The sequence below is a fragment of the Vibrio lentus genome (genome assembly GCF_030409755.1).
Lineage (GTDB): Bacteria > Pseudomonadota > Gammaproteobacteria > Enterobacterales > Vibrionaceae > Vibrio > Vibrio lentus.
Genome location: NZ_JAUFQE010000001.1, coordinates 252,779 through 277,080 on the forward strand (window position 1 = coordinate 252,779; position 24,302 = coordinate 277,080).

The window sequence follows — 24,302 nt, forward strand, 5'->3', positions numbered from 1 at the left end:
TCTAAATCCTCAAATTCTATTCTTAACCCACTCTTTTCTGCCCTTAGACAGCTTGAGCACCTGAGACTATTTCACTCAGTTCTTGGGTAATGGCAGCCTGTCGCGCTTTGTTGTATACCAACTGCAAATCATCGATGAGTTGGCCTGCGTTATCGGTCGCCGCTTTCATGGCCACCATTCGGGCTGCTTGCTCACAGGCAATGCTCTCTACGATGCCTTGATACACTTGTGATTCAATGTATCGATGTAACAGCTCAGAGAGGATGTCTCTTGGTGCTTGTTCGTAGATGTAGTCCCAACGACGTGCTTTTTTCGTGCCTCCATCGGCCTCAGAATCTGAAGGGTGGGGCAGCAACTGCAAGGTCGTTGGTTCTTGAACCATGGTGTTGATGAACTGGTTATACACGAGATACAAACTGTCGATTTTTTCGTCGTCGTAATGTCCTAGCATCGCGTTAACCGTACCTAAAATGTCTTCTAGTTTAGGCGCGTCACCAAGGCCTGACGTTTGCGCGATAACATTGCCGCTGCGTTGGAAAAATGAGATAGCTTTCGAACCAATTAAGGTGGTTTCTACCTCAACGCCTTTGGTACGCCACATCTCCATTTCTTCTAACACTTTCTTGAACAAGTTCGAGTTCAAGCCACCACATAAGCCCCGGTCGGACGAAATAATGATGTAAGCAACGCGTTTTGGTTCACGCTGTTGAAGGTAGGGATGCTGGTATTCCAGCGACCCTGATGCGACATGAGAGATAACTTTGCGCATGTTCTCTGCATATGGACGTGTTAGCGTCATATTGTCTTGAACCTTACGCATCTTACTTGCCGCAACCATCTCCATTGCACTGGTGATTTTCTGAGTGTTACTAACACTGCCTATCTTGGTGCGAATTTCTTTAGTATTTGCCATTATCTGCTCCTAATTTGTTTTGATTTCCAGCCAACAAACCGGAGCGTTTACCAAGCTTTCAACGCTACAAAGTCACCGAGAAGCTTTGCAAGAGCGCCATCAATTTCATCGTTGTAGTCACCATTAGCGTTGATGGTGTCGAACAACTCTGGGTTTTGACCTTTCGCGTAAGCAATCAATTCTTCTTCAAAACGCGCAATCTTGTTCAACTCTACGTCAGCCAAATAGCCTTTTTCTGCTGCGTAGATAACCGTTGCTTGTTCAGCGACAGACATCGGAGAGTATTGCTTTTGTTTCATCAGTTCGGTTACACGCTCACCATGATCAAGCTGCTTGCGCGTCATGTCGTCTAAGTCAGAAGAGAACTGAGCAAATGCGGCTAACTCACGGTATTGAGCTAACGATGTACGAATACCACCAGACAGTTTCTTGATGATCTTGCACTGAGCTGCACCACCCACACGAGATACCGAGATACCTGGGTCAACAGCAGGACGTAGACCTGAGTTGAATAGTTGGGTTTGTAGGAAAACCTGACCATCAGTAATTGAGATTACGTTGGTTGGTACAAACGCAGATACGTCACCCGCTTGAGTTTCAATGATAGGAAGTGCTGTCAGTGAACCTGTTTGGCCTTTCACTTCACCATTTGTGAACTTCTCAACGTATTCCGCATTTACTCGTGCCGCACGTTCTAGTAGGCGTGAGTGGAGGTAGAATACGTCGCCAGGGAAGGCTTCACGACCCGGTGGGCGTTTAAGTAGCAATGAGATTTGACGGTAAGCGACGGCTTGTTTTGATAGGTCATCATAGATGATCAGTGCATCTTCACCGCGGTCACGGAAGTATTCGCCCATGGTACAACCCGCATAAGGTGCTAGGTATTGAAGTGCTGCTGATTCTGATGCTGATGCTACAACAACGATGGTATTTTTAAGTGCATCGTGGTCTTCCAGTTTACGAACAACGTTGGCGATAGTGGAGGCTTTCTGGCCAATAGCCACATACACACATTTGATGCCAGAATCTTTCTGATTGATGATCGCATCGATAGCTAACGCGGTTTTACCCGTCTGACGGTCACCGATGATCAGTTCACGTTGACCGCGACCGATAGGCACCATGGTATCAACCGCTTTATAGCCAGTTTGAATTGGCTGATCGACGGACTTACGCTCGATTACACCCGGTGCAATCACTTCTACTGGGTCAAGACGGTCACAACTTACTGGGCCTTTGCCGTCGATTGGCTCGCCTAATGTGTTTACTACACGGCCAAGCAGTCCATTACCTACAGGTACTTCCAAGATACGGCCAGTACCTTTCACTTTCATACCTTCAGATAGGTCAGTGTAGGGACCCATAACCACTGCACCGACTGAGTGCGTGTCAAGGTTAAGAGCAAGAGCGTATTTGCCACCAGGAAGCTCGATCATCTCACCCTGCATGACATCCGCAAGGCCGTTAATGGTAATGATGCCGTCACGAACCGAGACTATGGTGCCTTCGTTGCGAGCTTCGGTGCTCACATTAAATTTCGAGATGCGATCTTTAATCAGGTCGCTGATTTCATTTGAATTTAATTGCATAATTGTTACCTATCTCGCGTGAAGTTGATGAGCTAATCGGTTAATTGATGTGTTCAAAGAACCATCGATGACGGTTTCACCCGCCTTGATTACGATCCCGCCAACCAGCGAGTCATCAATAACCTGTTCCATTTCAACCTGACGCTCTAATTTCTTCTCAAGTGCAGCAGTGAGTGATGTAACTTGATCTTGTGTAAGCAATTCTGAACTGGTGACAGTGACAGGGATTACACGTTCATGTTCGTCCTTTAGGTCGCTGAACAAGTTAAACAAGTCTCTGATCACTGCAAGACGGCCATTCTCAGCCAAGACTTTAATGAGATTAATGACGTGGTCATCAACAAGTCCTTGGCAAACGTGAATGATGAGATTGACCAGTTCTTCAGATTGCTGTGTGTGAACACCTTCTGCTGATGAAATCTGCTTAGCGATCGTTTCTTCTTCCGCTACCGTCACAAGAATGGACAGCATTGAGTGCCACTCTTGTAACTTGTTTTCACCTAAAGCAAAGTCGAACGATGCTTTAGCGTAGGGATGAGCAATATTGGTGTAATCTGACATATTGCCTCCGTTTAGAGTTCGCTTATCATTTGATCAACTAACGCTCGGTTCGTTTCAGAATCTAGGTTTTTGCTGATCAATTTCTGTGCACTTTGAATAACAGCGTCTGCCATATCCGCCTGAAGTTCACGGCGTAACTTTTGACGTTCGCCTTCTAGCTCAGCTCTACCTTGCTCTAAGATGCGCGCTTTTTCTTGCTCACCTTCTTGGTGAGCTAAGGTGATGATTTCGTTGCGGCGTTTTTTGCCTTGCTCAATCAGTTCGGTCACATTTTTTTTCGCATCTGCGACGAGTTGTGCGCCATTTGATTTTGCTAGTTCTAGCTCTTTCGATGCATTCTCTGAGTGGCGTAAACCATCAGCGATTTCTTTTTGGCGCTCGTCTAACATCGCGGTGAGAGGGGGCCATACATATTTCATGCATAGCCAAACAAAAATCACGAATGAGATTGCTTGACCAAACATGCTGGCATTTAAATTCATACCTTCCTCACTAAATCTTGATTATTTACAAATCGATCTTTTCAAAGCTTTTAATTAAGCAACGGCAAAGATGATGTATAGACCGATACCAACACCGATCATCGGTACAGCATCCACAAGGCCCATCATGATGAAGAATTGAGTACGAAGCATTGGAGTAAGGTCTGGTTGACGAGCAACACCTTCAAGGTATTTACCTGCTAAGTTACCAATACCAGATGCTGCACCCGCTGCACCTAAACCGATCAGTAATGCACCTGCTACATATAAAACTGCGCTTACGATATCCATTTGTATCTCCGATAAATAATTTGTTAGTTAATTTTTAGTTATTAATTAATGGTGTTCTTCTGTTGCCATCGCTAAATAAACAACGGTCAGTACCATAAATATAAATGCTTGCAAGAATACGATTAATATGTGGAATAAGGCCCATGGAACACTTAGTGCCCATTGCATCCACCAAGGCATTAGTGCGATAAGGATGAATATCATCTCGCCTGCATACATATTTCCGAATAATCGTAAGCCTAGTGATATTGGCTTTGAAATTAATGTTATTAATTCAAGAACGAAGTTAACAGGATATAAAAGAGGGTTATCAAATGGCTGAGTAGTGAGCTCTTTGATAAAGCCTTTCAAACCTTTATTTTTCAACGTATAAGTTAATAGTAGAATAAACACACCGAGTGCCATCGACATTGGGATATTTACATCCGCTGTCGGTAGGTCTCTAAAGTGTTCTAAACCTATTACACGAGTTAACCCTGGTATTAAATCAATTGGTAATAGGTCGACTGCATTCATTAACAACACCCAAACAAAAGTGGTTAATGCCAATGGCCCTATTAATTTATCCTCCGCTTGAAAAATCTCTTTGACTAGGTTGTTAACGAAATCAAAGATAAGCTCGATAAAACATTGAAAACGACCTGGAACACCGCTAGTGCCCTTGGTCACTACATATCGAAAAGCTCCAATAAACAATAAACCCGTAATCCAAGATACCAACATTGAGTCAATGTTGAACGCCCAGAAACCATCACCTGTAGTTAAGAAGGTTAAGTGATGCTCTATGTATTCGTGAGCGGTAGTGACTTGATCCATACTACACGTACTCCGATCTTGTAGAGGCAGTAATAAATGGTGTTAAGAAGTACCCAATCATTGTGAAAATGTACGCGTATAATATTACTGGGTTATCCAATTTAAAAAACTGGAATGCCAAGATAAACATTAAGAACGTATAAGTAATTTTCACGACACGACTCATTTGCATTAAGTCACGTAAACTATAATTAGGATTCTTGTGCACCTTTAGGCTTGCATATATAAAACCAAACAGCGGAGGTAACATCGCGATTACGACACCCAAAGCTGAAGACTCCATATCTACTTTATTACCAAAAAACACTTCATATAAAACTACACCGACGGCTAATACTATTTGGCAGAGAACAACTCTTTTAGCAGCAACAAGGATGTCGCTACTTATCCCATTAAGCCTCATAATAAAACCCTATATTTAACAGTGTAAGTTAATATAAAACACAGTTTGAATATGTTTTGTTACTAGCACTTACTTGTTAATAGCAATTTGACTTGTTAATAAACCTTTACTTGTTAACAAAGAAATAATCTTTCTGGCTTTATATCTCCTGACGAAATTAAACGATAAAAACTAATTCGCTATCGTTCCGACAAAATATAAACTACGCCTAAAATTATGTGATCAAAACGACAAAAATCGACATCAATAATTCCATTTTTGAAATGAGTGTTTTTCATTTATGAAAGTAATAGTTGAATAACTTTATTCATGAAAATTTTAAATGCTTTATTTTCAGCGGAAAGGGGCGTTTTCATGTGAAAATTTTAGACGCCAATTTGGCAAGTTACGATCTTATCAATTAAGTATATTCAAACACTTAGCGTCATTTACAAGTTGATTCTTGAGTACCATTTTATAAGGAGATAAAGCCAGTTTTAGTCAGCGATGGAAGCCTTCGTGCATTGAGTGATTTATCTATACGGCGTTCTCTATCTGGAAGTGATTATTTTTCAAAATAGTTTGTCACGACTTCATTCTTAACGTCTTTCAAGCGATTCGAAATGGATAAATCGGCGTTTAAGATGAATACGATGGATGAAATTCAGCTCCTCACATGGATGTAAGGAGCTGAAGATAGGGCAAAAATCTGAAGGTTAGGGCACTAAGCCCAAGATAGAAAGGTCAAAAGTCTGGAGATTCGAGCTGGAATTTCTTGATGTGTTGCTCTAACAACCGCTTTTAAGCAAACAAACTCAATCATGTCCCTCTATTAGTCTTCATAACTTAGATATTGAATGCATAAATCATGGAAAGCCTGCGCTTGTGGCGAGATCGTACGATCAGACAATCTGAAAATACCGATTTGACGCTGTAAAGGTGGGTCAATCAACGGAATCCACACCAAGCGGGTTTCATTGGTTGGGAAAGCCAGTTTAGGCAGCGTGGTCACGCCTATCCCAAGCTCTAACACCGAAAACAGGGAAGTAATGTTCTCGACTGAATACAAAGCTTGTTCGCTGAGCATTCGTGCAGGTGTTGGGTCAAGTAGGGTACAAGTCCCGTTACGAATGAAGGGTTGTTTTAACAAAGTTTGCCATTCTATTCCCTCTCGTTGAGAGGCGATAGGGTTGTCTTTGAGGCAGACCACACCGATAGGATCGGAAAGTAAAGGCGTGAAGTCGATGCTTTCTTCTTCTAAATGGGAGCTATTTCCGAGGGCAACGTCCACCTCTCCAGACAGTAATCTTGCTTCTACACCCGCCGCATTATCATCAATTAAGCTTACTTCAACATTCGGGTACTGTTCACAAAAAGCCCCTAAAACACTAGGGATTAATTTTGCCGCTACTGATGGCACGCTTGCTATTCGAACTCTTCCTTGTTGTCCTGCCGCGGCTGCGCGTAGGTCATTGTCTAATGCTTTGTAAACATTCAGGAATTGAATGATTTTTGGCAGGCATATTTCCCCGAAAGGTGTCAGGGTTGATTTGTTGCCTGTTTCAAACAGTGGCTGACCAAGTATTTTTTCTAGCTCTTTTATCGACGTAGAAAGTGCCGCTTGCGAGCGATTTGCGCGGTGAGATGCTGCTCGAAATCCGCCTTCTTCGACCACTAAAACAAAATGTTTTAACTGTTGTAGCTTAATACTCATGGCACTGATCCTTCTCTAGCCCTTGCTATACCTTACTTTTTGCAAGGTGATAGATTTTATTTATCAATTGCACAAAATTTACCGTTAGATTTATCAGTCGTCAAGGTGCAGTATTTAACCATCTTGAAACATAGTTGTTACAAAGTTGGATGGAATCGTGAACGCACAAACTAAAAAACACCCAGTAAAAACCGAGCTTTTCGCTTCAAAAGCACCACTAGAGTGGGCAATCGTTAATAACGGCACTCTATACACAGCGCAGATTCCAATTGATGAAACTGGCGCAGTAGTAGAAGGCGGTATCGAAGCGCAAACGCGTCAGACTTTTAACAACCTTGTTCATACATTGGAGTGTGCAGGCGAATCTATGGATTCAGTGCTGCAAGTTTTGATTTACGTGACAGACCGTGAATATCTAAAAACGGTAAACAGCGTATACGGAGAATACTTCAATGCACCTTATCCAAACCGTGCTGCGGTCGTCGTTGCAGGGTTAGCAAGAGAAGAGATGCTAGTCGAGTTCGTGGTTTATGCATCGGCGTCTCAACCTGAATAATCAGACTGTGAACTAAAGCTATTTGCGGATCAAAACTCTTTTAAATTGAAGTGGTTTATTGATACAAGCGACTTGGTTCACTTTAGAAACAAAATATACATCTTATTTTAGCAATTAATTACCTGAATATTAACAGTTTATTAATTAACCAGATGGTTGCCAGACTCAACCGCAACCTAACCGTTACAAGGACAGAATGATGACTCAATTACAGAATGTTCAAGCAGAAAACGCACTTTACATTGGCGGCGAATGGCAAGCGGGTGTAAGCACCGTTGCGAACATTAACCCATCAGATATTTCTGAAAATATCGGTAACTTCGCACAAGCAAGTGCTGACCAAGTTCAACAAGCGATTTCAGCGGCAAAGCACGCTCAACCAGAGTGGGAAAAAACGCCGATTGAACGTAAGCAAGCTGTACTTCAAGCGATTGGTGATGAGCTGATTGCACGTTGTGATGAGCTAGGTACGTTGCTTTCTCGTGAAGAAGGTAAGCCTTTTGCTGAAGGTCGTGGCGAAATTTATCGTGCAGGTCAGTTCTTCCAGTACTTTGCAGCTGAAGTGCTTCGTCAAATTGGCGACAACGCAGAATCAGTACGCCCAGGCGTTTCTGTAGAAGTGACTCGTGAAGCGGTGGGTGTTATCGGCATCATCTCTCCTTGGAACTTCCCAACAGCAACAGCAGCTTGGAAAATCGCTCCAGCGCTTGCTTTCGGTAACAGCGTTATCTGGAAACCAGCAAACCTAACACCAGCAAGTGCGGTTGCGTTAACTGAAATTATCCACCGCCAAGGCATGCCAGCAGGCACGTTCAACCTTGTTCTAGGTAGCGGTTCGAAAGTAGGTGATGCACTGATCAACTCTAAAGAAGTGAACGGTGTGAGCTTTACCGGTTCTGTTGATACAGGTCGTAAGGTTGCAGCTGCTACAGCGCCAAACTTCGTTCGTTGCCAACTAGAAATGGGCAGTAAGAACGCACTTGTGGTTGCTGATGATGCTGATATCCAAACAGCTGTTGATGCGACTATCGCAGGTTCGTTCTCTGGCGCGGGTCAAAAATGTACAGCATCTTCTCGTCTAGTGGTTATGGATGGCATTCACGACCAATACGTTGAAGCACTGATCAAGCGTATGAGCGAGCTTAAAGTGGGTCACGCACTAGAAGACGGCGTATTCATGGGCCCTGTTGTCGATGGTAACCAACTTGAAGCAAACCTAGGTTGGGTTGAGAAAGCACGTCAAAGCGGCGGTGAGCTAGCATTTGGTGGCGAACGCCTAAGCATGAAACACGAAGGCTTCTACATGTCTCCAACGTTGTTCTTGAATACTAAGAACGATTGGGAAGTGAACCAAGAAGAAGTGTTTGCACCAATGGCAAGCGTGATTCGTGTCGCTGACCTAGAAGAAGCTATCGCGACAACAAACGATACTCGCTTTGGTCTAACGGGCGGCATCATTACTCAAAGCCTACGTACTAGCGCAATGTTCAAGCAACAAGCGCAAACAGGTTGTGTGATGGTGAACCTACCAACAGCAGGCACAGATTACCACGTACCGTTTGGTGGTCGTAAAGAGTCTAGCTTCGGTCCTCGTGAGCAAGGTCAGTACGCGAAAGAGTTCTACACAGTAGTGAAGACAGCTTACCAGCGTCCTTACTAATCCACTTTCTATATAAGAATTGGATAGTTGAAGATATTAAGTCTCTAGCTATCCAGCTATCGAATTGGCCTGATTCATTGAGTCAGGCCAACATCCAAACCAAAGCAGCAAACGAAATTAGACAAGTGATTTAACCCATTTTTGAAAACATGTTATTTGAGCGTGTTTTCAAAACCGAGCTAGAACACTGAGCTTTCAATAGGAGTGGTTATGTACCAGCAACGGATTGTTATAGATGGATTGCAATACTGCAATTGGAACAGAGAATATTTCCAAACACTAAAGGCGAGCGGCATTACAGCAGTTCACGCTACCGCGGTTTACCACGAGACAGCTCGTGAAACCTTATCTCGCTTTGCAGAATGGAACTTAAGATTCGAGCAGAACGCAGACATTATCATGCCGATTCATTCAATGGCTGATGTGGAAACTGCAAAAGCGACAGGCAAAGTCGGCATTTTTCTAGGTGCTCAAAACTGTTCTCCAATCGATGACGAGATTGGTCTTATCGAAGTAATGCGTCAGCAAGGTCTTTTGATCATGCAATTGACGTACAACAACCAGAGCTTACTGGCGACGGGTTGCTACGAGAAGAACGATACGGGTATTACTCGCTTTGGTAAGCAAGCGATCGAAGAGATGAACCGAGTGGGCATGATCATCGATATGTCTCACAGTGCCGAGCGTTCAACGCTTGAGGCGATTGACCTATCTTCTCGTCCTATTTGTATCAGCCATGCGAACCCAACGTTTGCTCATGATGCACTACGAAACAAATCAAATGATGTGATTAAAGCCCTAACCGCACGCGGTGGCCTAATCGGATTCAGCTTGTACCCATTCCACCTACCAAATGGCAGCCAATGTACGTTGGAAGATTTCTGCCAAATGGTTGCGACGACCGCTGACATGGTTGGCGTAGAACACCTAGGTATTGGTAGTGACCTATGCTTAAACCAACCTCAAGCCGTTCTTGAATGGATGAGAAATGGTCGTTGGTCTAAAGCAATGGACTACGGTGAAGGCTCTGCAAACAACTCAGGTTGGCCAGATGCGTTGCCTTGGTTCTGTGGTAGTGCGGGTATGGAAAATATTTATAACGGATTGATGCGCCATGGTTTCAGCGAGTCTGAAGCTGGGCAAGTCTTGGGAGAAAACTGGTTTAACTTCTTGAAAGATGGCCTCGAGCCTCAAAGCAAGGGTTAAGTGCTTTCTCACTAGTAATCATCGAATTAGCAGCCTTCTAATTAACCTTCATTTAGAAGTGCTGTTGTAACCAATTTAACTATTCAAAAGGAACAACGGTCTATTTCGCAACGCGGTAACCCAAACATGGATTAGCCTGCCCAACACAAAAAACAATAGGGCAGGTGTTAAATACACCTCTTGTAGTCATCATTAAAATGACAGCTGCAAAGAAACCTCTGGAGTCAGAGTATGTCTGATTTAACCAATAGCGTGAAATCTTCAAACGTAAATGCGGGTCAAGCAAACACAGCAAGCAAAAAACCTCAGTCTGAATCTACTTCAGACAAATTAGGACTAACCAACCCAGCACTTTGGTACAGCGGCGGTTTTATCGCTCTGTTTGTAACACTTGCTTTGTTTGATGGGGAGCTACTCTCTACCCTAGTAAACACGGGCTTTGCATGGTCTGTAAAAGTGTTCGGCCCTTATTGGCAAATGCTTCTTCTTCTGACTTTTCTTATTGGTCTTGGCCTGGCGGCAGGGCGAACAGGCAAGGTTATCCTAGGCGGCATCGCGAAACCTGAAATGGATGGCTTCCGTTGGATGGCTATCATCTTCTGTACGCTACTTGCGGGCGGCGGTGTATTTTGGGCAGCAGCAGAGCCTATCGCACACTACGTTAACCCACCGCCGTTGTATGGCGCACAAGAAAACGCACAGCAAGGCGCAGTGAATGCGTTATCACAATCATTCATGCACTGGGGTTTCCTCGCATGGGCAATTGTGGGCAGCTTAACGTCTATCGTGGTTATGCACCTTCACTACGACAAAGGCTTGCCTCTTAAACCTCGTATTTTGCTTTACCCAGTTTTGGGCGAAAGAGCACTGAAAGGCCATACCGGCGCACTGATTGATGCATGTTGTATTGTCGCTGTAGCGGCGGGTACTATCGGTCCGATCGGCTTCTTGGGCTTGCAAGTCAGCTACGCTCTGAATGAACTGTTTGGTATTCCAGATGGTTTCACAACTCAGCTAATCATCATCTTGTTCGCTATCGTGCTTTACACATTGTCGGCATTAAGTGGTCTAAACCGCGGAATGCAAATGCTAAGCCGTTACAACGTAATTTTAGCAATGGCATTGATGGTCTACATCCTTATCTTCGGACCAACGAACTTCATCTTCAATGGCTACATCCAAGGTGTAGGCAGCATGATAGATAACTTCATCCCAATGGCAACATACCGTGGTGACGAAGGTTGGTTAAGCTGGTGGACAGTGTTCTTCTGGGGTTGGTTCCTAGGTTACGGCCCAATGATGGCAATCTTCATCGCTCGTATTTCACGCGGTCGTAGTATTCGCCAATTGGTATCAACCATTAGCCTTATCGCACCGTTTGTAACTTGCTTTTGGTTCACGATTGTTGGCGGCTCTGGTCTTGCGTTCGAAATTGCAGACCCCGGCAGCGTAAGTAAAGCGTTCGAAGGCTTCAACTTACCAGGCGCGCTACTGGCGGTAACTCAGCAGCTACCTATGCCAATGCTTATCTCTATTCTGTTCTTGATCTTAACCACGATCTTCATCGTAACGACCGGTGACTCGATGACTTACACCATCAGTGTGGTTATCAGTGGTGAGACAGAACCGAATGCAATTATTCGTACCTTCTGGGGTGTGATGATGGGGGTAACAGCGTTGATTCTGATTTCCCTAGGTTCTGGCGGTATTTCAGCGCTGCAATCGTTCATTGTTATCACAGCGGTACCCGTGTCCTTAATCTTACTGCCATCGCTCTGGAATGCGCCTCAAATCGCAATCAAGATGGCGAAAGAGCAAGGTTTTTAAAGAGCAGTTTTTTTTAAAGAAAAGAGCTCTGTAAGGCAAGATCTCTGTAAAAAAGAGACTGTAAGAAATTGATTAAATAAGAACAAATCAGCCTTTGAAAGAAGGCTGATGCAAAATTCCGAAAGGAACAGCAAACCCGAACTGGTGAAAATACACCGGACGGCAAAGTATTTAGGTCAATCGATCTAGTCAGGACAAATAATAAGGGGTGAGCTCGCTTGCCCCACATAACGTGAAAGCTAACCAGCATACTGTAACAACGAATGCTTCAAATGACGGCAACGATCGGTTCTGAATGGCTAGCAAAATCCTATAACTATAAGGTGGTGAGCAAAATGGATGCACATCGTTCTACCTACACTGAATCAGCATTACGTGACGCAACAGTCGTCATGGCACCGGAAAGGCTAGGTGCTATGCACCAAACACGCATCAGCTTCGTAAGAACTCTGATTCGTAAAATGGCACAGCAAGAATGGAAAGTGACGAAACATGAGTGGCAATTAGACGCTCAGGGTTTTGGTCACGTTATCTATAAGCTAGCGACGCCAAACCATGTTTATCATTTGGTTGTTTTTTGCGATGAAATTGCAGATGACGAACGAAATGACCGTGTAATAGCTGAAAAGTGGGACGTAACGTTCGCGCTTGTTCTTGGTGATGTTGATGTCACCCTGCTTGAAAGACTTCGTGCGAATGTACCGCTTCAAGAAGCTGGCCGTAATCCTAACAATGTGCTTGTTTTAGCGCGTGCAAACAAAAGTGTACGTGTGTTTGAACATATCGTTAGTCACTTGGCTAAAGGTGTTCAACCAATACCCAAAGAACTGGCTGAAGTAGGCTACATCCTGCGAACCACTGCCGTTTATGGTAATGGCAAATTTGGCATTGCTGACTTTAAAATCTTAGAGAAAAATGAAGATTTCAATCAGTCATTTAGCGCTCAAATGTGTGCGGTGTATATGCTGCGTGAGTTCAGCCTAGATTGGGTTCATTATCTAGCAGAGCAACAAGGCGGCGAACAAGCGATTTCTTTACATCGTGGATTACAACGCTACCTAGGCGTTGGTAACGCGACAGGCTTAGGCATGGCGCCATACCTGATTAACCACCCAAGTATTGTCGATCAGTGGATGACAACCCGTGAACATGCATTGGCGGACGTGTTGTCCAGTCAGACTGATACGGCGTTGATTGAGCCACTGCGTACATTAGTTAAAAAAGCGATTTATCATTTAGAACAAGTCGTTACCATCAATGAAACACAGCAAGAGCTAAACAAAGCTGCTGTTGATGATTTGAAAGAAACAGAGCAATCGCTAGAAACGTCTGTCAGCCAGTGTGATACATGGTCGCAGTTAGTCGAGCAATCTAAGCAAATGAGTATGGAAGCCCAAGAAATCCTTATCTCATGTTTGATGGAATTGTACCCAGAATTAGTGGACGCGCATCAAGAGCAAATGAATTGCAGCGAAACACTGTCGCTTCCTAGCGGCAAAAAGATTCAAGACCTTCTTGTTGTACTAGAAGAAAAGTACCGTTGGGCGATCACGACCGACTTTACTAAAGCAGAAAACAACTACTGGTTCTGGTACCGCTCTCAAGACAAAGAAGAGCCAAGGCTCGGAGTTCGAGGCGAAGAGTTGGGTGAAGAGCGTGAATTGCCTTTAGATATCGGTCGCCAAGCTTACCGTTTGTACCATGCTTTATTGCAATTCGCGCCTGAGCTTTCATTGGCTGAATTCCTTGTTAAACAGCCGCAACACCGTGCAATTGCGCGCCGTGTTTGGACGCTAGGTAACAAAGCGATGGGTGACATTCAAATGAATGTGCTGCACCAAGATTCGCCGCCAATGCACCTACTGCGTTGTAAGCTTGCCATGTTTGGCGCGACTAAGTTTGATCCTCGCTCAGATCGCTGGGTACGAGTGACGTTTTTCCAAGGAGCGCCACTGCTTGATGAAATTCATCAGGACGAATGGGTGTTCCCAATATTACCAAGTGAAGCAGAGCTCGCTGACTCACAAAAAGCTACTACACATATCAACGCTCAACATGGAGGTAAATCGTTATGATCGTTTCTCACAATGAACTGGTAGCGGCCGTTAATAAAGCCTTTTTGGGTATGCGTCGTACATGTGGTGAAGCTGATGTGATAGCGAACATGGTGGCAGATTTACAAATGGTGGGTTTGGATGGTGTTCGTCATTTTAACAATGCGAGCAACTTTATGGGGCTAGAAGACGATTGCCCTGTAGACATTCAAGTACGCAGCGATAACACGGTTGAAGTCGACCTGCATAAGGCGAGTTTAGCGTGTCACCTTCCTGTGGTTATGGATTACGCCATTGAAAAAATGGTCGGTAAAAAGACGCTGAGAATTGAGTTAAACAACTGCCACAACCGTTGGTTGGCGTACAGCGAGCTTGTAAAACTGGCAGCGAAAGGTATTGCGTGCATGGCACGTTGGGATAACGGCTCTAACCCTAAGAGCACTTTGTATGTTCTTAATCGTGGTTGCGTTGCTCCAGAACTGTTTTTATCAGATTTGCCACTGGCATCGTACGAACATATCCACAATATGACCATCGAACTTTCCGTCCAGGATTTCGATATCGAACGTTTGTCAGATGGCTACCAAACACACATTGAATCAGAAGCGCTTTTTAAAACCCAAGAGAAAGCGTGGAACGATGGCATTGAGGTTGATGATGGGGAGTGGGCGGCACTGAAAGAGACCGCTACAGCAATCCTAGTTCAGAGCAGCGAACGCTCGACTCAAGGTGCAGGTGAACTGACGGCTTCGTAGTCGCTAGATTTATTAGGTTCATTAGAACTAACAGGTTCGATAGATTAACAGTGAGTAATCTGGTTAGTTTATCAACACAGATAAAACCAAAGAGCTTAACGAATCCTCACCTCGTTAAGCTCTTTTTATTTGCCTCACGCTTTGGGTTTGCTTTACCTCATTTTTTTGATCTCTCGCTGGATCTACCTATTCTAAATTGACTGTTTCGACACACGTTGTTACCCGTTGAGAGGTAATTGAACAATTAAACGAAGCACCTTCACATTCATGTTAAACAAACGGTTTCATTTACAAGCTACTATGCGTATCTTGCTAACTGAAAGGTGCCAAAGGGCGCCGTTTTTATTCGTACCGATGACTTTAGAATCAGATAAAAAGGAATGAAGCGTGCAAGCTAACTTTATTGATGGAACCACCCTGTATCGTCAGCACTCTTTTGAGTTGCCACTCGACTATCAAGCCAAAGATGGACAACAGATCCAAGTCTTCGCACGTGAGCTGGTTGATCTTGCTAAAGATGCGCAAGAACTGCCATGGCTGATCTATTTTCAGGGCGGCCCAGGCTTTCCATCTCCACGAGTGAGCGGTCAATCAGGTTGGCTAAAGCGTGCATTACAAAACTATCGTGTTCTGCTTCTTGACCAACGTGGTACAGGCAACAGCACGGTGATCAGCCATGAAACGTTGGCCCATCTGTCTCCAGAACAACAAGTTGAGTACTTAACGCATTTCAGAGCGGATAACATCGTTCGTGACGCTGAAGCGATTCGTGAACAGTTTGGTATTAAGCAATGGTCGACGATTGGTCAAAGCTTTGGTGGCTTCTGTACACTGAGCTATTTGTCGCTGTTCCCACAGAGCTTGCAGCGTTGTTATGTGACGGGCGGCATTCCTTCTATTGAACGCGAAGCTGACGATGTTTATCGTGCGACTTACAAGCGTGTAGAAGACAAAAACAGAGCCTTCTTTGCTCAGTTCCCACAAGCACAAGCTATGTGTCGTGAGATCTCTGATTACCTGCTTAACAATGATGTGAGATTGCCAAACGGTCAGGTGTTTACCGTTGAACAGTTCCAGTTGATCGGTATTAATCTTGGTGGCGGCGAAGCAAACCTTCCAATGTATTTCACACTGGAGAGTGCGTTTGTTGAAGTGAACGGAAGCAAGCAGTTGAGCTACAGCTTCTTAAATCAAATGCAGCAAGAGCAGGGCTATCTAACGAACCCAATCTACGCTATTTTGCATGAATCGATTTACTGCCAAGGTGCAGCGTCTAACTGGTCTGCACACCGAGTACGCGAGCAGTACCCACACTTTAACTACCAATCGGGTAGCGAGTTCTGGTTTACCGGAGAAATGGTGTACCCATGGATGTTCGACCAACTAGAAACGCTGAAGCCATTACGTGAAGCGGCAAACATGTTGGCCGAGAAGTCGGATTGGGGCACGTTGTACAACGCAGAGCAGTTGAGTAAGAATACGGTTCCAATGGCATGCGCAGTTTACGCGGATGACATGTATGTAGAGCTGGATTACAGCCGTGAAACGATGGCGAACATTCCAAACTCAAAGGCGTGGATCACTAACGAGTATGAACACAATGGCTTGAGAGTCGATGGCGAACGAATTGTAGATAAATTAATGACGATGGTTGAAGCGTTAGAGAACCTGCCAAAATAATTAGACGATTTATGTTAGAAGCTGTTTACGTTAAAGCTGTCTACATTAGAAATAAGATACGCTAGAAACAAGAAAACGCTGCATCCGTGCAGCGTTTTTTTTATGTCATCAAACTCAGTTTTACTCAGTATCGTATTGATTACTAAAGCGAGTAAAACAGAGAGTTTAAGAACCGGGAGGGATAGTTCCTAAACTCATTATGGTTGGATGACGATATCTTGATTTTCAGTAGTCGATAAGCTGGCGCGGTTCTGTTCGATAAGTTGAGCCGCATAAGAGGGAGTCACAGCTTGAATTTCGCCTTTCGAACGAATAGTTAGTGCTTCCCACGCATGATCACGATATTTGCCTGTTTGTGTATATTCAATAAGTACTCTCATGATTCTTCCATCCGGTGTGTGGTTAACGTGCTACTAACATTAGCGCTATTGTTGAGGTTACACACCTGTTAAAAATGGAACATAAGATTAACCAAATGAGAATGCGTGTAACTTGAAAAACAGAGCGAATTGGACTTATCGAGAACCGTTATCAATACGGTTTGGCTGCTAGGAAGCAAAAATTAGAAGCTGGGAGTTAGGTCTATGTATGGAAGTACTTGCGGTGGGAAAACAAAAAACGCTGCGGATTCGCAGCGTTTTATTTTTTTAGAAAGAGATACTGAGTATCAAGGCTGGTTATTTCTTCAAACCAACAATCTTACATGCGGAAGTGACCGCACTTTCAAGGTCGGTTAAACGGCCTGCACTGGCTGGTCCTAGGACATTTGAATACAAGGCTAACTGCTTCTCAAATGATAAATCTAATTGGTTGTATAGATTTTGGCGAATTTGAGCGTGCTGTTGAGGCTTTGCGCTCGATAACCCTTCCAATGTATCGTAGATGAGAGTTGTTGTATCCATAGACGGTCCCTTAGTACATCTTTATAAAATAATGAAGATTATGCACTTAGTCACATCTTTGTTCTGGGATATCGATCTCATTATGTGTGAATTGACTTTATTATGTAATCAGTTAGTTAAAACGTTTGGTGGGTAAAGTGTCGAGATTGGGTGTGGTTAGAATATCAAAAACACGGTTGTATCAAAGCTCGTCTGTACTCAAACACAGTTGTATTGGAGACCGTTCTATTAAAAACTGCTCTATTAATAAAAAGCAGGAGGCCTGAATCTGGCCTCCTGCGTGGTCTGTTTGTCGACTAACGTATGTTGATGTTCTTATCTCGACTTTCGTACATTTCAGGTGTGGTGTGTAACCCTCCAGCGTAACCTGCAGCTTCAAGCGTTTCTCTTACCTCTCGAACGTGCTCTGCGGTTACTGGTTCCTCTCTATCTCCAAGGTGCAATCGCACGAAGGTGATCAACTCAGCCAACCTTTGATCCGACAGCACATCTTCAAAGCTTGCCATTGGCATGAAGTTTCTGTCTTTGTCGAGATAGGTGGGTTGTAGGCCACGCACGGTTACCGCGATGGTGTTGAATGGGTCACTGTGCATGATGATGCCGTTATTCAACAGAGTAGGGGCGATAGGGTCACGTCCTTTACCATCGTCTCCATGACAGGCTCCACATGTCTGGCGATACGTGGTGTAAATGTCAGTCGCGTAAGAGTCTTCATCAAACCCTTTAGGCTGCAACGGAACCGCGTCACTACTGATGGTGTTGTTGATGTCACCACTGAGTAGGTAATAGGACATCGACTCGATATCTTCACGTGTCATCAAGCTTAGGCTGTTTTTCACTACGTCAGCCATGCCGGCAAAGGCAGTCCCTTTGTCTGAGTGACCCGTGTGTAAGAAATCGGTCAGTGTCGCTTCATCCCAACCATCGACATACAGCTCGTTGGCCGTGATATCGGGCGCATTCCAGCCGTCAATCAAGTTACCTTGGAAAATACGTTCAGGTATCAGAGCTTGAGCAATGTTTCGCGGGGTATGGCACTCAGAGCAGTGTCCAAGACCAGCAACCCAATATTTCCCTTGTTGCCATTTCTCAACGTTTTCGACTTCCGATTTAAGTTCTTCAGGCACTTGATAGTCAATTGGGTCGGTATCCATGAACACAATGTTCCACCCGAGCAGACCTAGACGTATATTCGATGGAAACATCATGCTGTTGTCGTCATTGCGGCGAGGCACCGCGGTGATTGACTGCATGTATTCCCACAAATCGACCATGTCTTGGTCTGTGAGGTGTTGATAAGAAGTGTAAGGCATTGCAGGGTACAGGTAACCGTTCTTACCTTTACCTGCAACTAACGCGGCTCGGAAATCATCAAAGTCATAAGTACCAATACCTTCCGTTGTGTGCGGCGTAATATTGGTTGAATAGACGGTGCCGAAAGGGGTCACAAAAGGAAGCCCACCAGCAAAAGGTTCGCCACCTTCTGCACTATGACAAGCGACACAGTCACCGGCATAAGCAAGATATTCACCACGCTCAACAGACTGAGCTTCTAGGTTCGCGAGTCGTTGTTGCTGCTCTGAGCCCGCATGTCGAATGTAAGCACCCAGTGCAAGTATCTCGTTTTCCGAAAGCTGTTTATCAAACGCAGGCATCAGGTTGTTCAAGCCTTTGTTGATAGTGTGTTGTATCTCTTCAATACTCCCTCCGTGCAGCCAGATATCATCTGAAAGATCAGGGACGCCGATCGCCGGATTCGCGATAGAACCATCGGCGTGACAAGACGAACAGTATTTTGCAAACAGCTCTTTGCCGACTTTGACTTTCACCTCTGGAACATCAGTATGGCGTTGGTTGAGCGAAGCTAAGTAGTAAGAAACCTTAGCCACTTCATCGGGGCGCATTATCTCGCTCCAACCCGGCATCGCGCCATTTCGCCCTTTGGCGATCGAATGAATGATCGCTTCATCACTACCACCATATAGCCATTCTTGGTCAATAAGGTTAGGGAAGTGTTTCTGACCTTGAGCGTTGTCACGATGACAAGCCGCGCAGTGAGTTTGGAACAAGATTTGTCCGCTGTTCACTATTTCGGGTATGCCAGACAATCCTTCGAGGGTTGTCTCCGTTGTTTGAGAGAATTGCTCGTTTAACGTTGTGCTGGGTGAGCTGAGTTTGTCGTCACTTTGCTTCCAATCGACTAACCCTTCCCATTCACCAAGCCCGGGGTAGAGCACCAAATAGCCAGCAGACAATAGAAAGGCAATAGCATAGCTAACAAAGAGTAGTTTTGGCGGTGGCGCATCTTTTTCTTCAATCCCATCAAAAGTGCCAAGGGTGTGGTCTTGATCGGCTTGGTGATTGCTACGCCAATATTTAACGACAACAGACACCATAAGAACGAAGAAGATTAAGGTTAAAATTACCGCCCATAGATTCCAAAATGCACTCATTGTGATACCTCCTGTGACGTATCTTTACCAAGGCTTTGTAGATAGCGGATCAGAGCTTCACCTTTGGTTTTTCCTCTTACTTGTAATCGGGCGTCACCTATTTCTTGGTCAGTATAAGGAACACCAAGTATCCGGAGGGTTTCCATTTTGTCGCTTATGTCGTCGCCTGACAGAGTCTGTTCAAATAACCAAGGGTAGGCGGGCATGATCGATGTCGGTACGACTTTTCGAGGGTCAATTAGATGAATAGCATGCCACTGGTCAGAATACTTTCTACCTAGGTTAGTGAGGTCCGGCCCCGTGCGCTTAGAACCCCACAAGTTAGGAAATTCGTAGATGTCGTCTGCTTCTTTGTTCGGACGACCATTACGCTTCACTTCAGGCTCTAGAGGGCGAACCATTTGTGTATGGCACACATGACAGCCTTCACTGATGTAGATGTCTCGTCCTGCTAACTCAAGAGGTGTGAGTGGCATCGCTAAACTGCCTTTGGCAATGTCGTCTCCACGGACAATGCTAGGCACTACCCAAACCAACAGAGAGAAGGAAGCGACGACAACGGTGGTCAAAATTAAAATGACGATTGAATGTGTAAAGTCTTTACTCATCATTTAAGCTCCCTCATTAACGGCGTGTTTAGCGTTATGTACTACTGGCATACGAACAGTTTTAAATAAGTTAAATGCCATTAGGAATAAACCCAGAACAAACAGTGCACCACCAAAGAATCGTAAGAACAACCAAGGTGCTTTAAAGTCCATAGCCTCTACAAAGCTGTATATCAGTTCGCCATTTTCATTTTGGGCGAGCCACATATAACCTTCGCCGATACCCGCGACCCAAAGCGCAATCGCATAAATGGCGACGCCAGCATGGGCAAGCCAGAAGTGCCACTTAATCAGTCGTCGTGACCAAAGATCGGTTTGGCCCCACAAGCGCGGAATGAAGTAGTAAAAAACCGCTATCCCTGACATTCCCACCCATCCGAGTGCTGCGGAATGTACGTGGCCGATTATCCATTCGGTGTTGTGTGCCACCATGTTGAACCAGCGGATAGCAAGTAACGGGCCTTCGAATGTTGCTAAGCAGTAGTAAAGAATCGCTGAGAAAAAGAATAAAAGAATGTAGTCGGACTTCAGCTTTTCTTTGTTTTGTAGAAGGGTCATTGCGCTATTGAAAGCACCCGCCCAGGAAGGGAGCCACAGGATCAATGACATCACGATTCCGATGTTCTGAATCCAGATGGGAACGGAAGAGTAGACTAAGTGGTGCGTTCCGGCCCACGTGTAAAAGCCGACCAAGCCCCAAAAATGGATGACAGACAAGCGGTACGAATAGATAGGTCGGTCCGCTGCTTTAGGTATGAAATAGTAATTCATACCAATCACACCAGCGGTCAGTAAGAAACCAACGGCATTATGTCCCCACCACCATTGAACAATCGCATCTTGAGCACCTGCGAATACAGAGTAGGACTTCATAGCCGAGACCGGCATCGCAAGATTGTTCACAATGAAAATCATGGCAACAACGATAATGAAAGCAGCAAAAAACCAGTTAGCCACGAAGATATGGCTCACTTTCCGCTTGGCAAGGGTGCCAAAGAACAACACTGCATAGAGCACCCAAACCAGTACAATCATTAAGTCGATTGGCCATTCAAGTTCCGCATACTCTTTTGAACTGGTGTGGCCCCCAGGCAAGGAGATGACCGCGAGTAGTAGAATAAATTGCCATCCCCAAAAGACCATCCACGACAGGCTTTTATTGAACAGCTCGCAATGGCCAGTTCGTTGGGCAATATAGAGTGAAGTCCCCATTAAAATATTCACCACAAACCCATAGATAACGCCTGAGGTATGCAGAGGGCGAAGACGACCAAATTGGAAATATTGAGAATCGAAATTGAGCACAGGCCAATACAATTGAGCGGCGAGGATCACGCCGATGATCATACCCACAATCGCCCAGATTAAAGAGGCGATGATAAAGTATCTCACGACCTTGATGCTGTACTGCGTTGTCACTTGTTCCATAACAAGGCTCCTTGCCTACAGTTTTGAATTACTGTCTGTTTTTGAGTCGCTAACTGAACTTGATTCCTTGCCGAGCATTGAATAGAAGTAGGAGATATCTCGGATGTCCTGATCTGAAAGTGTGTCGGCTTGTTGCTGCATGAGAATCGCCAAACCACTGGTTCTTTCCCTTGTCTGATAATCTTTCAGTGAGGAAATGAGATACCCTATTTTTTGGCCACGAAGGTTCGGATAGGGGTCTTGAGTTGAGATACCATCAACGCCATGACAAGTCATACACACCTTGGCTTTTTGTTTTCCTAACTCGAACTGCTCGTCGTTAGATTCTGCGTAAACTGGATTCATGACAGCCGTCATTAGCAGAATGGAAAGTGCGGTTATGGGGTTAAACTTTTGCTTATTTAATCTCATTACGTATTCCCTTATTGAAGAAAAGAGCGAGTGCTTGATGAACCTCAGAAAACACTCACCTTGGTGTAAAGGTTATGCATGCATAAGCGTTCTCGCTACTCAGTTACTCATTTTTATTGTCAATTTTATCGGTCACTACGTATTCATCACGGGAATTGGATTACTTATTAACCACAAAAAAGCTGTTTTTATTTAAATCGAGCAGCGCTAATAGCACGGTAAACCGAGGGTTATGGGATTTCATGGAATATAGGAGAAACGTGGAAGGTGGACTGAAATTAGCGAACGACTTACACCAATTAAATGGCGAATATGAACTAGACTCAAATTAGTGACCTTTTAAAATGGAGTTTAAAATGAGAACTGCACTTCTGTTTATACTTTCATTGTGTTCATTTTCTATTTTCGCGGCATCAGAACTCACCGTATTCGACCACTTAGGGCAAAAACATCAATTAAGTAGAGAGCAGCTGTTATTGCTTCCTCAAAAAGAAATAACGACGACGTTACCGTGGGTTGATGGAGAGTTGGTTTATAGCGGCGTAACCTTGCAAACTATACTCGAAACCATGGACTTGCCTATCTCATCGCAAGTCACTTTTGTTGCATTGAACGACTACAAAATCGCTGTTCCTAAAGAAGACTTCTATGATTACCAACCGATCATTGCGATTAAACAAAATGGCCAATTTATGTCGGTTAGGGACAAAGGTCCATATTGGTTGATCTATCCGCTTTCTTCGACTCCAGACATTGATAACACAGACTTCCATGCCAAGATGATTTGGCAGATACGAGATATTCATTTGTAAGGGATTACTATGAAAAAGCTGCTGTCATTGGCTGCCATTAAAATTGTCGTGTTATCTTTAGCGGCGGTGGTGCTTACCGTAAATATCTACAGCGTCACGCGCATTAACGACATCAATAAGAGTTTTTCGAATCGACAAAATGAAGCCACGTGGTTCGTTTTTCAGTTAGTAAAAGAATACGCTAACTTCTTGATGGTCAGTCGCTCTGACACCATCGATTATGATGAATTATGGTTAGCGTACGATATTACTTGGAGTCGTTTTGATATATTGATTAATAGCACTGAGTCTTCCAATTTCATTAAATCGGCGAACTTTAAACCTTATTTCACCACAGAATTTGATAAGTTTAAGAGCTTGGAATCCTCCATTAAATTAGTTAACCAAGGTGTACTACCTAAAGAATCGCTGCAAAAAAAGGTCGATATTTGTTATCACACACTTGTAGACTTCATTAACGACAAGTTTCGCTTACAAAGCCCGGTAATTGAAGAAAACACCTCGATGGTTGATAAGTTAGTCATGGTGCATCAAATCAGTAGTCTATTCCTAGCTGTGATTTTGCTGATGACGGGGGCTATTTTCTATGTGGATTTCTCTGTTAAAAGAAAGCTCTACTCAACTGATTTCATCACAGGCTTTCGAAATCGAGTGTCATTGATGAAGTTCGTCAAAAACAACTATCCGAAAGACAACAACTTTGACCTTTACTTCGTACGCATCAGAAACTTGAGTGAAATTAACCAAAAATATGGACTTGAATATGGTGATCTCGTGGTGAGTTCGGCTGCCAAATCCCTCACCGCCAAGATCCCTGAAAGCACCATTTCATTCCGCAGCAGTGGAAGCCAGTTCTTATTCTTCATTCCAGATCATTTGTACGCGAGTGATGAAATTCAGGAAAAATTCAACGATGTGCTCAGTGATTACATTTCGGCAGGTAACTTAGAGTTGATGATAGACGCCGTAGTGAGACATAAGAAAAACATCAGTTCCAAAGACATGATGGAGCTACTGACTTCGATGCAAGGCTAAGCTTCTATAAGGTTTAGTCTCGTTTCTATCCCTCCTTACTGATACCTCATCTTACTGGCCTATTTCTACGTTAGACGCTTTAATGAAGCTGTGTAGTGGTCAAGTAAAACTGGCCAAGCTAAGTCCACTAGCTTATCAACTAACTTACTAGCTTGTTACCCTCGTTA

23 protein-coding genes are annotated in these 24,302 nt (G+C 44.2%); 9 read left to right on the forward strand and 14 right to left on the reverse strand.

Translation table 11 applies throughout. The features are described 5' to 3' along the window. Positions 1 to 43 precede the first annotated feature (43 nt). From atpG to QWZ07_RS01145, 8 genes are all read right to left on the reverse strand, one after another. A complete protein-coding gene (gene atpG, locus QWZ07_RS01110) occupies positions 44 to 913 on the reverse strand; it encodes a F0F1 ATP synthase subunit gamma (protein ID WP_192852537.1) in 870 nt (289 codons plus the stop codon). A gap of 47 nt (positions 914 to 960) precedes the next feature. After that, a complete protein-coding gene (gene atpA, locus QWZ07_RS01115) occupies positions 961 to 2,502 on the reverse strand; it encodes a F0F1 ATP synthase subunit alpha (protein ID WP_009844932.1) in 1,542 nt (513 codons plus the stop codon). A 9-nt stretch (positions 2,503 to 2,511) separates the two neighbouring features. Then, entirely contained in the window at positions 2,512 to 3,063 is a 552-nt protein-coding gene (locus tag QWZ07_RS01120) for a F0F1 ATP synthase subunit delta (RefSeq protein ID WP_009844933.1), read from the reverse strand. A gap of 11 nt (positions 3,064 to 3,074) precedes the next feature. Continuing rightward, a complete protein-coding gene (locus QWZ07_RS01125) occupies positions 3,075 to 3,545 on the reverse strand; it encodes a F0F1 ATP synthase subunit B (protein ID WP_192852538.1) in 471 nt (156 codons plus the stop codon). 54 nt (positions 3,546 to 3,599) lie between these two features. Beyond that, complete coding sequence (gene atpE, locus QWZ07_RS01130; protein ID WP_004730405.1) at positions 3,600 to 3,836, reverse strand: F0F1 ATP synthase subunit C; 237 nt, start codon at positions 3,834 to 3,836, stop codon at positions 3,600 to 3,602. A gap of 45 nt (positions 3,837 to 3,881) precedes the next feature. Next, a complete protein-coding gene (gene atpB / locus QWZ07_RS01135) occupies positions 3,882 to 4,652 on the reverse strand; it encodes a F0F1 ATP synthase subunit A (RefSeq protein WP_017632742.1) in 771 nt (256 codons plus the stop codon). A 1-nt stretch (position 4,653) separates the two neighbouring features. After that, positions 4,654 to 5,055: a hypothetical protein gene (locus QWZ07_RS01140; protein WP_004730409.1), complete on the reverse strand. Its 402-nt coding sequence runs from the start codon at positions 5,053 to 5,055 to the stop codon at positions 4,654 to 4,656. Positions 5,056 to 5,866: 811 nt separating this feature from the next. Beyond that, a complete protein-coding gene (locus QWZ07_RS01145) occupies positions 5,867 to 6,748 on the reverse strand; it encodes a LysR family transcriptional regulator (RefSeq protein ID WP_017099346.1) in 882 nt (293 codons plus the stop codon). Positions 6,749 to 6,905: 157 nt separating this feature from the next. On the opposite strand from QWZ07_RS01145, the gene QWZ07_RS01150 reads away from it, so the two are divergent. The 7 genes from QWZ07_RS01150 to QWZ07_RS01180 all read left to right on the forward strand — a co-directional run bounded on the left by QWZ07_RS01150 (position 6,906) and on the right by QWZ07_RS01180 (position 16,486). Continuing rightward, positions 6,906 to 7,304, forward strand: a complete 399-nt coding sequence (locus QWZ07_RS01150; protein ID WP_004730412.1) for a RidA family protein — start codon at positions 6,906 to 6,908, stop codon at positions 7,302 to 7,304. A gap of 199 nt (positions 7,305 to 7,503) precedes the next feature. Continuing rightward, positions 7,504 to 8,964, forward strand: a complete 1,461-nt coding sequence (locus QWZ07_RS01155) for an aldehyde dehydrogenase family protein (RefSeq protein ID WP_004730413.1) — start codon at positions 7,504 to 7,506, stop codon at positions 8,962 to 8,964. Between the two features lie 210 nt (positions 8,965 to 9,174). Continuing rightward, the gene (locus QWZ07_RS01160) at positions 9,175 to 10,170 is read left to right on the forward strand and encodes a membrane dipeptidase (RefSeq protein ID WP_029222845.1); all 996 of its coding nucleotides are present in this window, start codon (positions 9,175 to 9,177) and stop codon (positions 10,168 to 10,170) included. Positions 10,171 to 10,401: 231 nt separating this feature from the next. Further along, positions 10,402 to 11,997, forward strand: coding sequence for a BCCT family transporter (locus QWZ07_RS01165; RefSeq protein WP_017111918.1), 1,596 nt, complete (start codon positions 10,402 to 10,404; stop codon positions 11,995 to 11,997). Positions 11,998 to 12,269: 272 nt separating this feature from the next. Then, entirely contained in the window at positions 12,270 to 14,072 is a 1,803-nt protein-coding gene (locus QWZ07_RS01170; protein ID WP_192852539.1) for a hypothetical protein, read from the forward strand. Continuing rightward, complete coding sequence (locus QWZ07_RS01175) at positions 14,069 to 14,806, forward strand: DUF3726 domain-containing protein (RefSeq protein WP_065105497.1); 738 nt, start codon at positions 14,069 to 14,071, stop codon at positions 14,804 to 14,806. The genes QWZ07_RS01170 and QWZ07_RS01175 overlap by 4 nt, the downstream gene beginning before the upstream one ends. 387 nt (positions 14,807 to 15,193) lie before the next feature. Then, entirely contained in the window at positions 15,194 to 16,486 is a 1,293-nt protein-coding gene (locus QWZ07_RS01180; RefSeq protein ID WP_192852540.1) for an alpha/beta fold hydrolase, read from the forward strand. Between the two features lie 197 nt (positions 16,487 to 16,683). On the opposite strand, the gene QWZ07_RS01185 is transcribed toward QWZ07_RS01180, so the two are convergent. The 6 genes from QWZ07_RS01185 to QWZ07_RS01210 all read right to left on the reverse strand — a co-directional run bounded on the left by QWZ07_RS01185 (position 16,684) and on the right by QWZ07_RS01210 (position 22,288). Then, the gene (locus QWZ07_RS01185; RefSeq protein ID WP_004730424.1) at positions 16,684 to 16,866 is read right to left on the reverse strand and encodes a hypothetical protein; all 183 of its coding nucleotides are present in this window, start codon (positions 16,864 to 16,866) and stop codon (positions 16,684 to 16,686) included. A 297-nt stretch (positions 16,867 to 17,163) separates the two neighbouring features. Next, positions 17,164 to 17,388 (reverse strand): PAS factor family protein, encoded by a 225-nt coding sequence (locus tag QWZ07_RS01190; protein WP_192852541.1) that lies wholly within the window; start codon positions 17,386 to 17,388, stop codon positions 17,164 to 17,166. Between the two features lie 296 nt (positions 17,389 to 17,684). After that, on the reverse strand, positions 17,685 to 19,841 hold the full coding sequence (locus QWZ07_RS01195; RefSeq protein WP_192852542.1) for a cytochrome c: 2,157 nt from the start codon (positions 19,839 to 19,841) through the stop codon (positions 17,685 to 17,687). After that, positions 19,838 to 20,452, reverse strand: coding sequence for a cbb3-type cytochrome c oxidase subunit II (locus QWZ07_RS01200; RefSeq protein WP_017098968.1), 615 nt, complete (start codon positions 20,450 to 20,452; stop codon positions 19,838 to 19,840). Before QWZ07_RS01200 ends, QWZ07_RS01195 begins: the two co-directional genes overlap by 4 nt. Continuing rightward, positions 20,453 to 21,877, reverse strand: coding sequence for a cytochrome-c oxidase, cbb3-type subunit I (gene ccoN, locus QWZ07_RS01205; protein ID WP_099166663.1), 1,425 nt, complete (start codon positions 21,875 to 21,877; stop codon positions 20,453 to 20,455). It lies immediately after the preceding gene. Positions 21,878 to 21,892: 15 nt separating this feature from the next. Then, positions 21,893 to 22,288, reverse strand: coding sequence for a c-type cytochrome (locus QWZ07_RS01210; protein WP_065104758.1), 396 nt, complete (start codon positions 22,286 to 22,288; stop codon positions 21,893 to 21,895). Between the two features lie 356 nt (positions 22,289 to 22,644). Between QWZ07_RS01210 and QWZ07_RS01215 the strand changes: the two genes are divergently transcribed. Both QWZ07_RS01215 and QWZ07_RS01220 read left to right on the forward strand, forming a co-directional pair. Beyond that, positions 22,645 to 23,100, forward strand: a complete 456-nt coding sequence (locus QWZ07_RS01215; RefSeq protein ID WP_032501250.1) for a putative pterin-binding protein — start codon at positions 22,645 to 22,647, stop codon at positions 23,098 to 23,100. A gap of 9 nt (positions 23,101 to 23,109) precedes the next feature. Continuing rightward, complete coding sequence (locus QWZ07_RS01220) at positions 23,110 to 24,135, forward strand: diguanylate cyclase domain-containing protein (protein WP_102282245.1); 1,026 nt, start codon at positions 23,110 to 23,112, stop codon at positions 24,133 to 24,135. Positions 24,136 to 24,302: the final 167 nt, after the last annotated feature.

What these genes read in the sequence shown, in the direction of transcription:
- QWZ07_RS01120 (WP_009844933.1), bottom strand. Translation starts at nt 3,063, where the DNA reads ATGTCAGATTACACCAATATTGCTCATCCCTACGCTAAAGCATCGTTC.
- QWZ07_RS01220 (WP_102282245.1), top strand. Translation starts at nt 23,110, where the DNA reads ATGAAAAAGCTGCTGTCATTGGCTGCCATTAAAATTGTCGTGTTATCT.
- QWZ07_RS01185 (WP_004730424.1), bottom strand. Translation starts at nt 16,866, where the DNA reads ATGAGAGTACTTATTGAATATACACAAACAGGCAAATATCGTGATCAT.
- QWZ07_RS01175 (WP_065105497.1), top strand. Translation starts at nt 14,069, where the DNA reads ATGATCGTTTCTCACAATGAACTGGTAGCGGCCGTTAATAAAGCCTTT.
- atpG (WP_192852537.1), bottom strand. Translation starts at nt 913, where the DNA reads ATGGCAAATACTAAAGAAATTCGCACCAAGATAGGCAGTGTTAGTAAC.
- atpB (WP_017632742.1), bottom strand. Translation starts at nt 4,652, where the DNA reads ATGGATCAAGTCACTACCGCTCACGAATACATAGAGCATCACTTAACC.
- ccoN (WP_099166663.1), bottom strand. Translation starts at nt 21,877, where the DNA reads ATGGAACAAGTGACAACGCAGTACAGCATCAAGGTCGTGAGATACTTT.
- QWZ07_RS01145 (WP_017099346.1), bottom strand. Translation starts at nt 6,748, where the DNA reads ATGAGTATTAAGCTACAACAGTTAAAACATTTTGTTTTAGTGGTCGAA.
- QWZ07_RS01160 (WP_029222845.1), top strand. Translation starts at nt 9,175, where the DNA reads ATGTACCAGCAACGGATTGTTATAGATGGATTGCAATACTGCAATTGG.
- QWZ07_RS01195 (WP_192852542.1), bottom strand. Translation starts at nt 19,841, where the DNA reads ATGAGTGCATTTTGGAATCTATGGGCGGTAATTTTAACCTTAATCTTC.
- atpE (WP_004730405.1), bottom strand. Translation starts at nt 3,836, where the DNA reads ATGGATATCGTAAGCGCAGTTTTATATGTAGCAGGTGCATTACTGATC.
- QWZ07_RS01165 (WP_017111918.1), top strand. Translation starts at nt 10,402, where the DNA reads ATGTCTGATTTAACCAATAGCGTGAAATCTTCAAACGTAAATGCGGGT.
- QWZ07_RS01215 (WP_032501250.1), top strand. Translation starts at nt 22,645, where the DNA reads ATGAGAACTGCACTTCTGTTTATACTTTCATTGTGTTCATTTTCTATT.
- QWZ07_RS01140 (WP_004730409.1), bottom strand. Translation starts at nt 5,055, where the DNA reads ATGAGGCTTAATGGGATAAGTAGCGACATCCTTGTTGCTGCTAAAAGA.
- QWZ07_RS01210 (WP_065104758.1), bottom strand. Translation starts at nt 22,288, where the DNA reads ATGAGATTAAATAAGCAAAAGTTTAACCCCATAACCGCACTTTCCATT.
- QWZ07_RS01200 (WP_017098968.1), bottom strand. Translation starts at nt 20,452, where the DNA reads ATGATGAGTAAAGACTTTACACATTCAATCGTCATTTTAATTTTGACC.
- QWZ07_RS01170 (WP_192852539.1), top strand. Translation starts at nt 12,270, where the DNA reads ATGACGGCAACGATCGGTTCTGAATGGCTAGCAAAATCCTATAACTAT.
- atpA (WP_009844932.1), bottom strand. Translation starts at nt 2,502, where the DNA reads ATGCAATTAAATTCAAATGAAATCAGCGACCTGATTAAAGATCGCATC.
- QWZ07_RS01190 (WP_192852541.1), bottom strand. Translation starts at nt 17,388, where the DNA reads ATGGATACAACAACTCTCATCTACGATACATTGGAAGGGTTATCGAGC.
- QWZ07_RS01155 (WP_004730413.1), top strand. Translation starts at nt 7,504, where the DNA reads ATGACTCAATTACAGAATGTTCAAGCAGAAAACGCACTTTACATTGGC.
- QWZ07_RS01125 (WP_192852538.1), bottom strand. Translation starts at nt 3,545, where the DNA reads ATGAATTTAAATGCCAGCATGTTTGGTCAAGCAATCTCATTCGTGATT.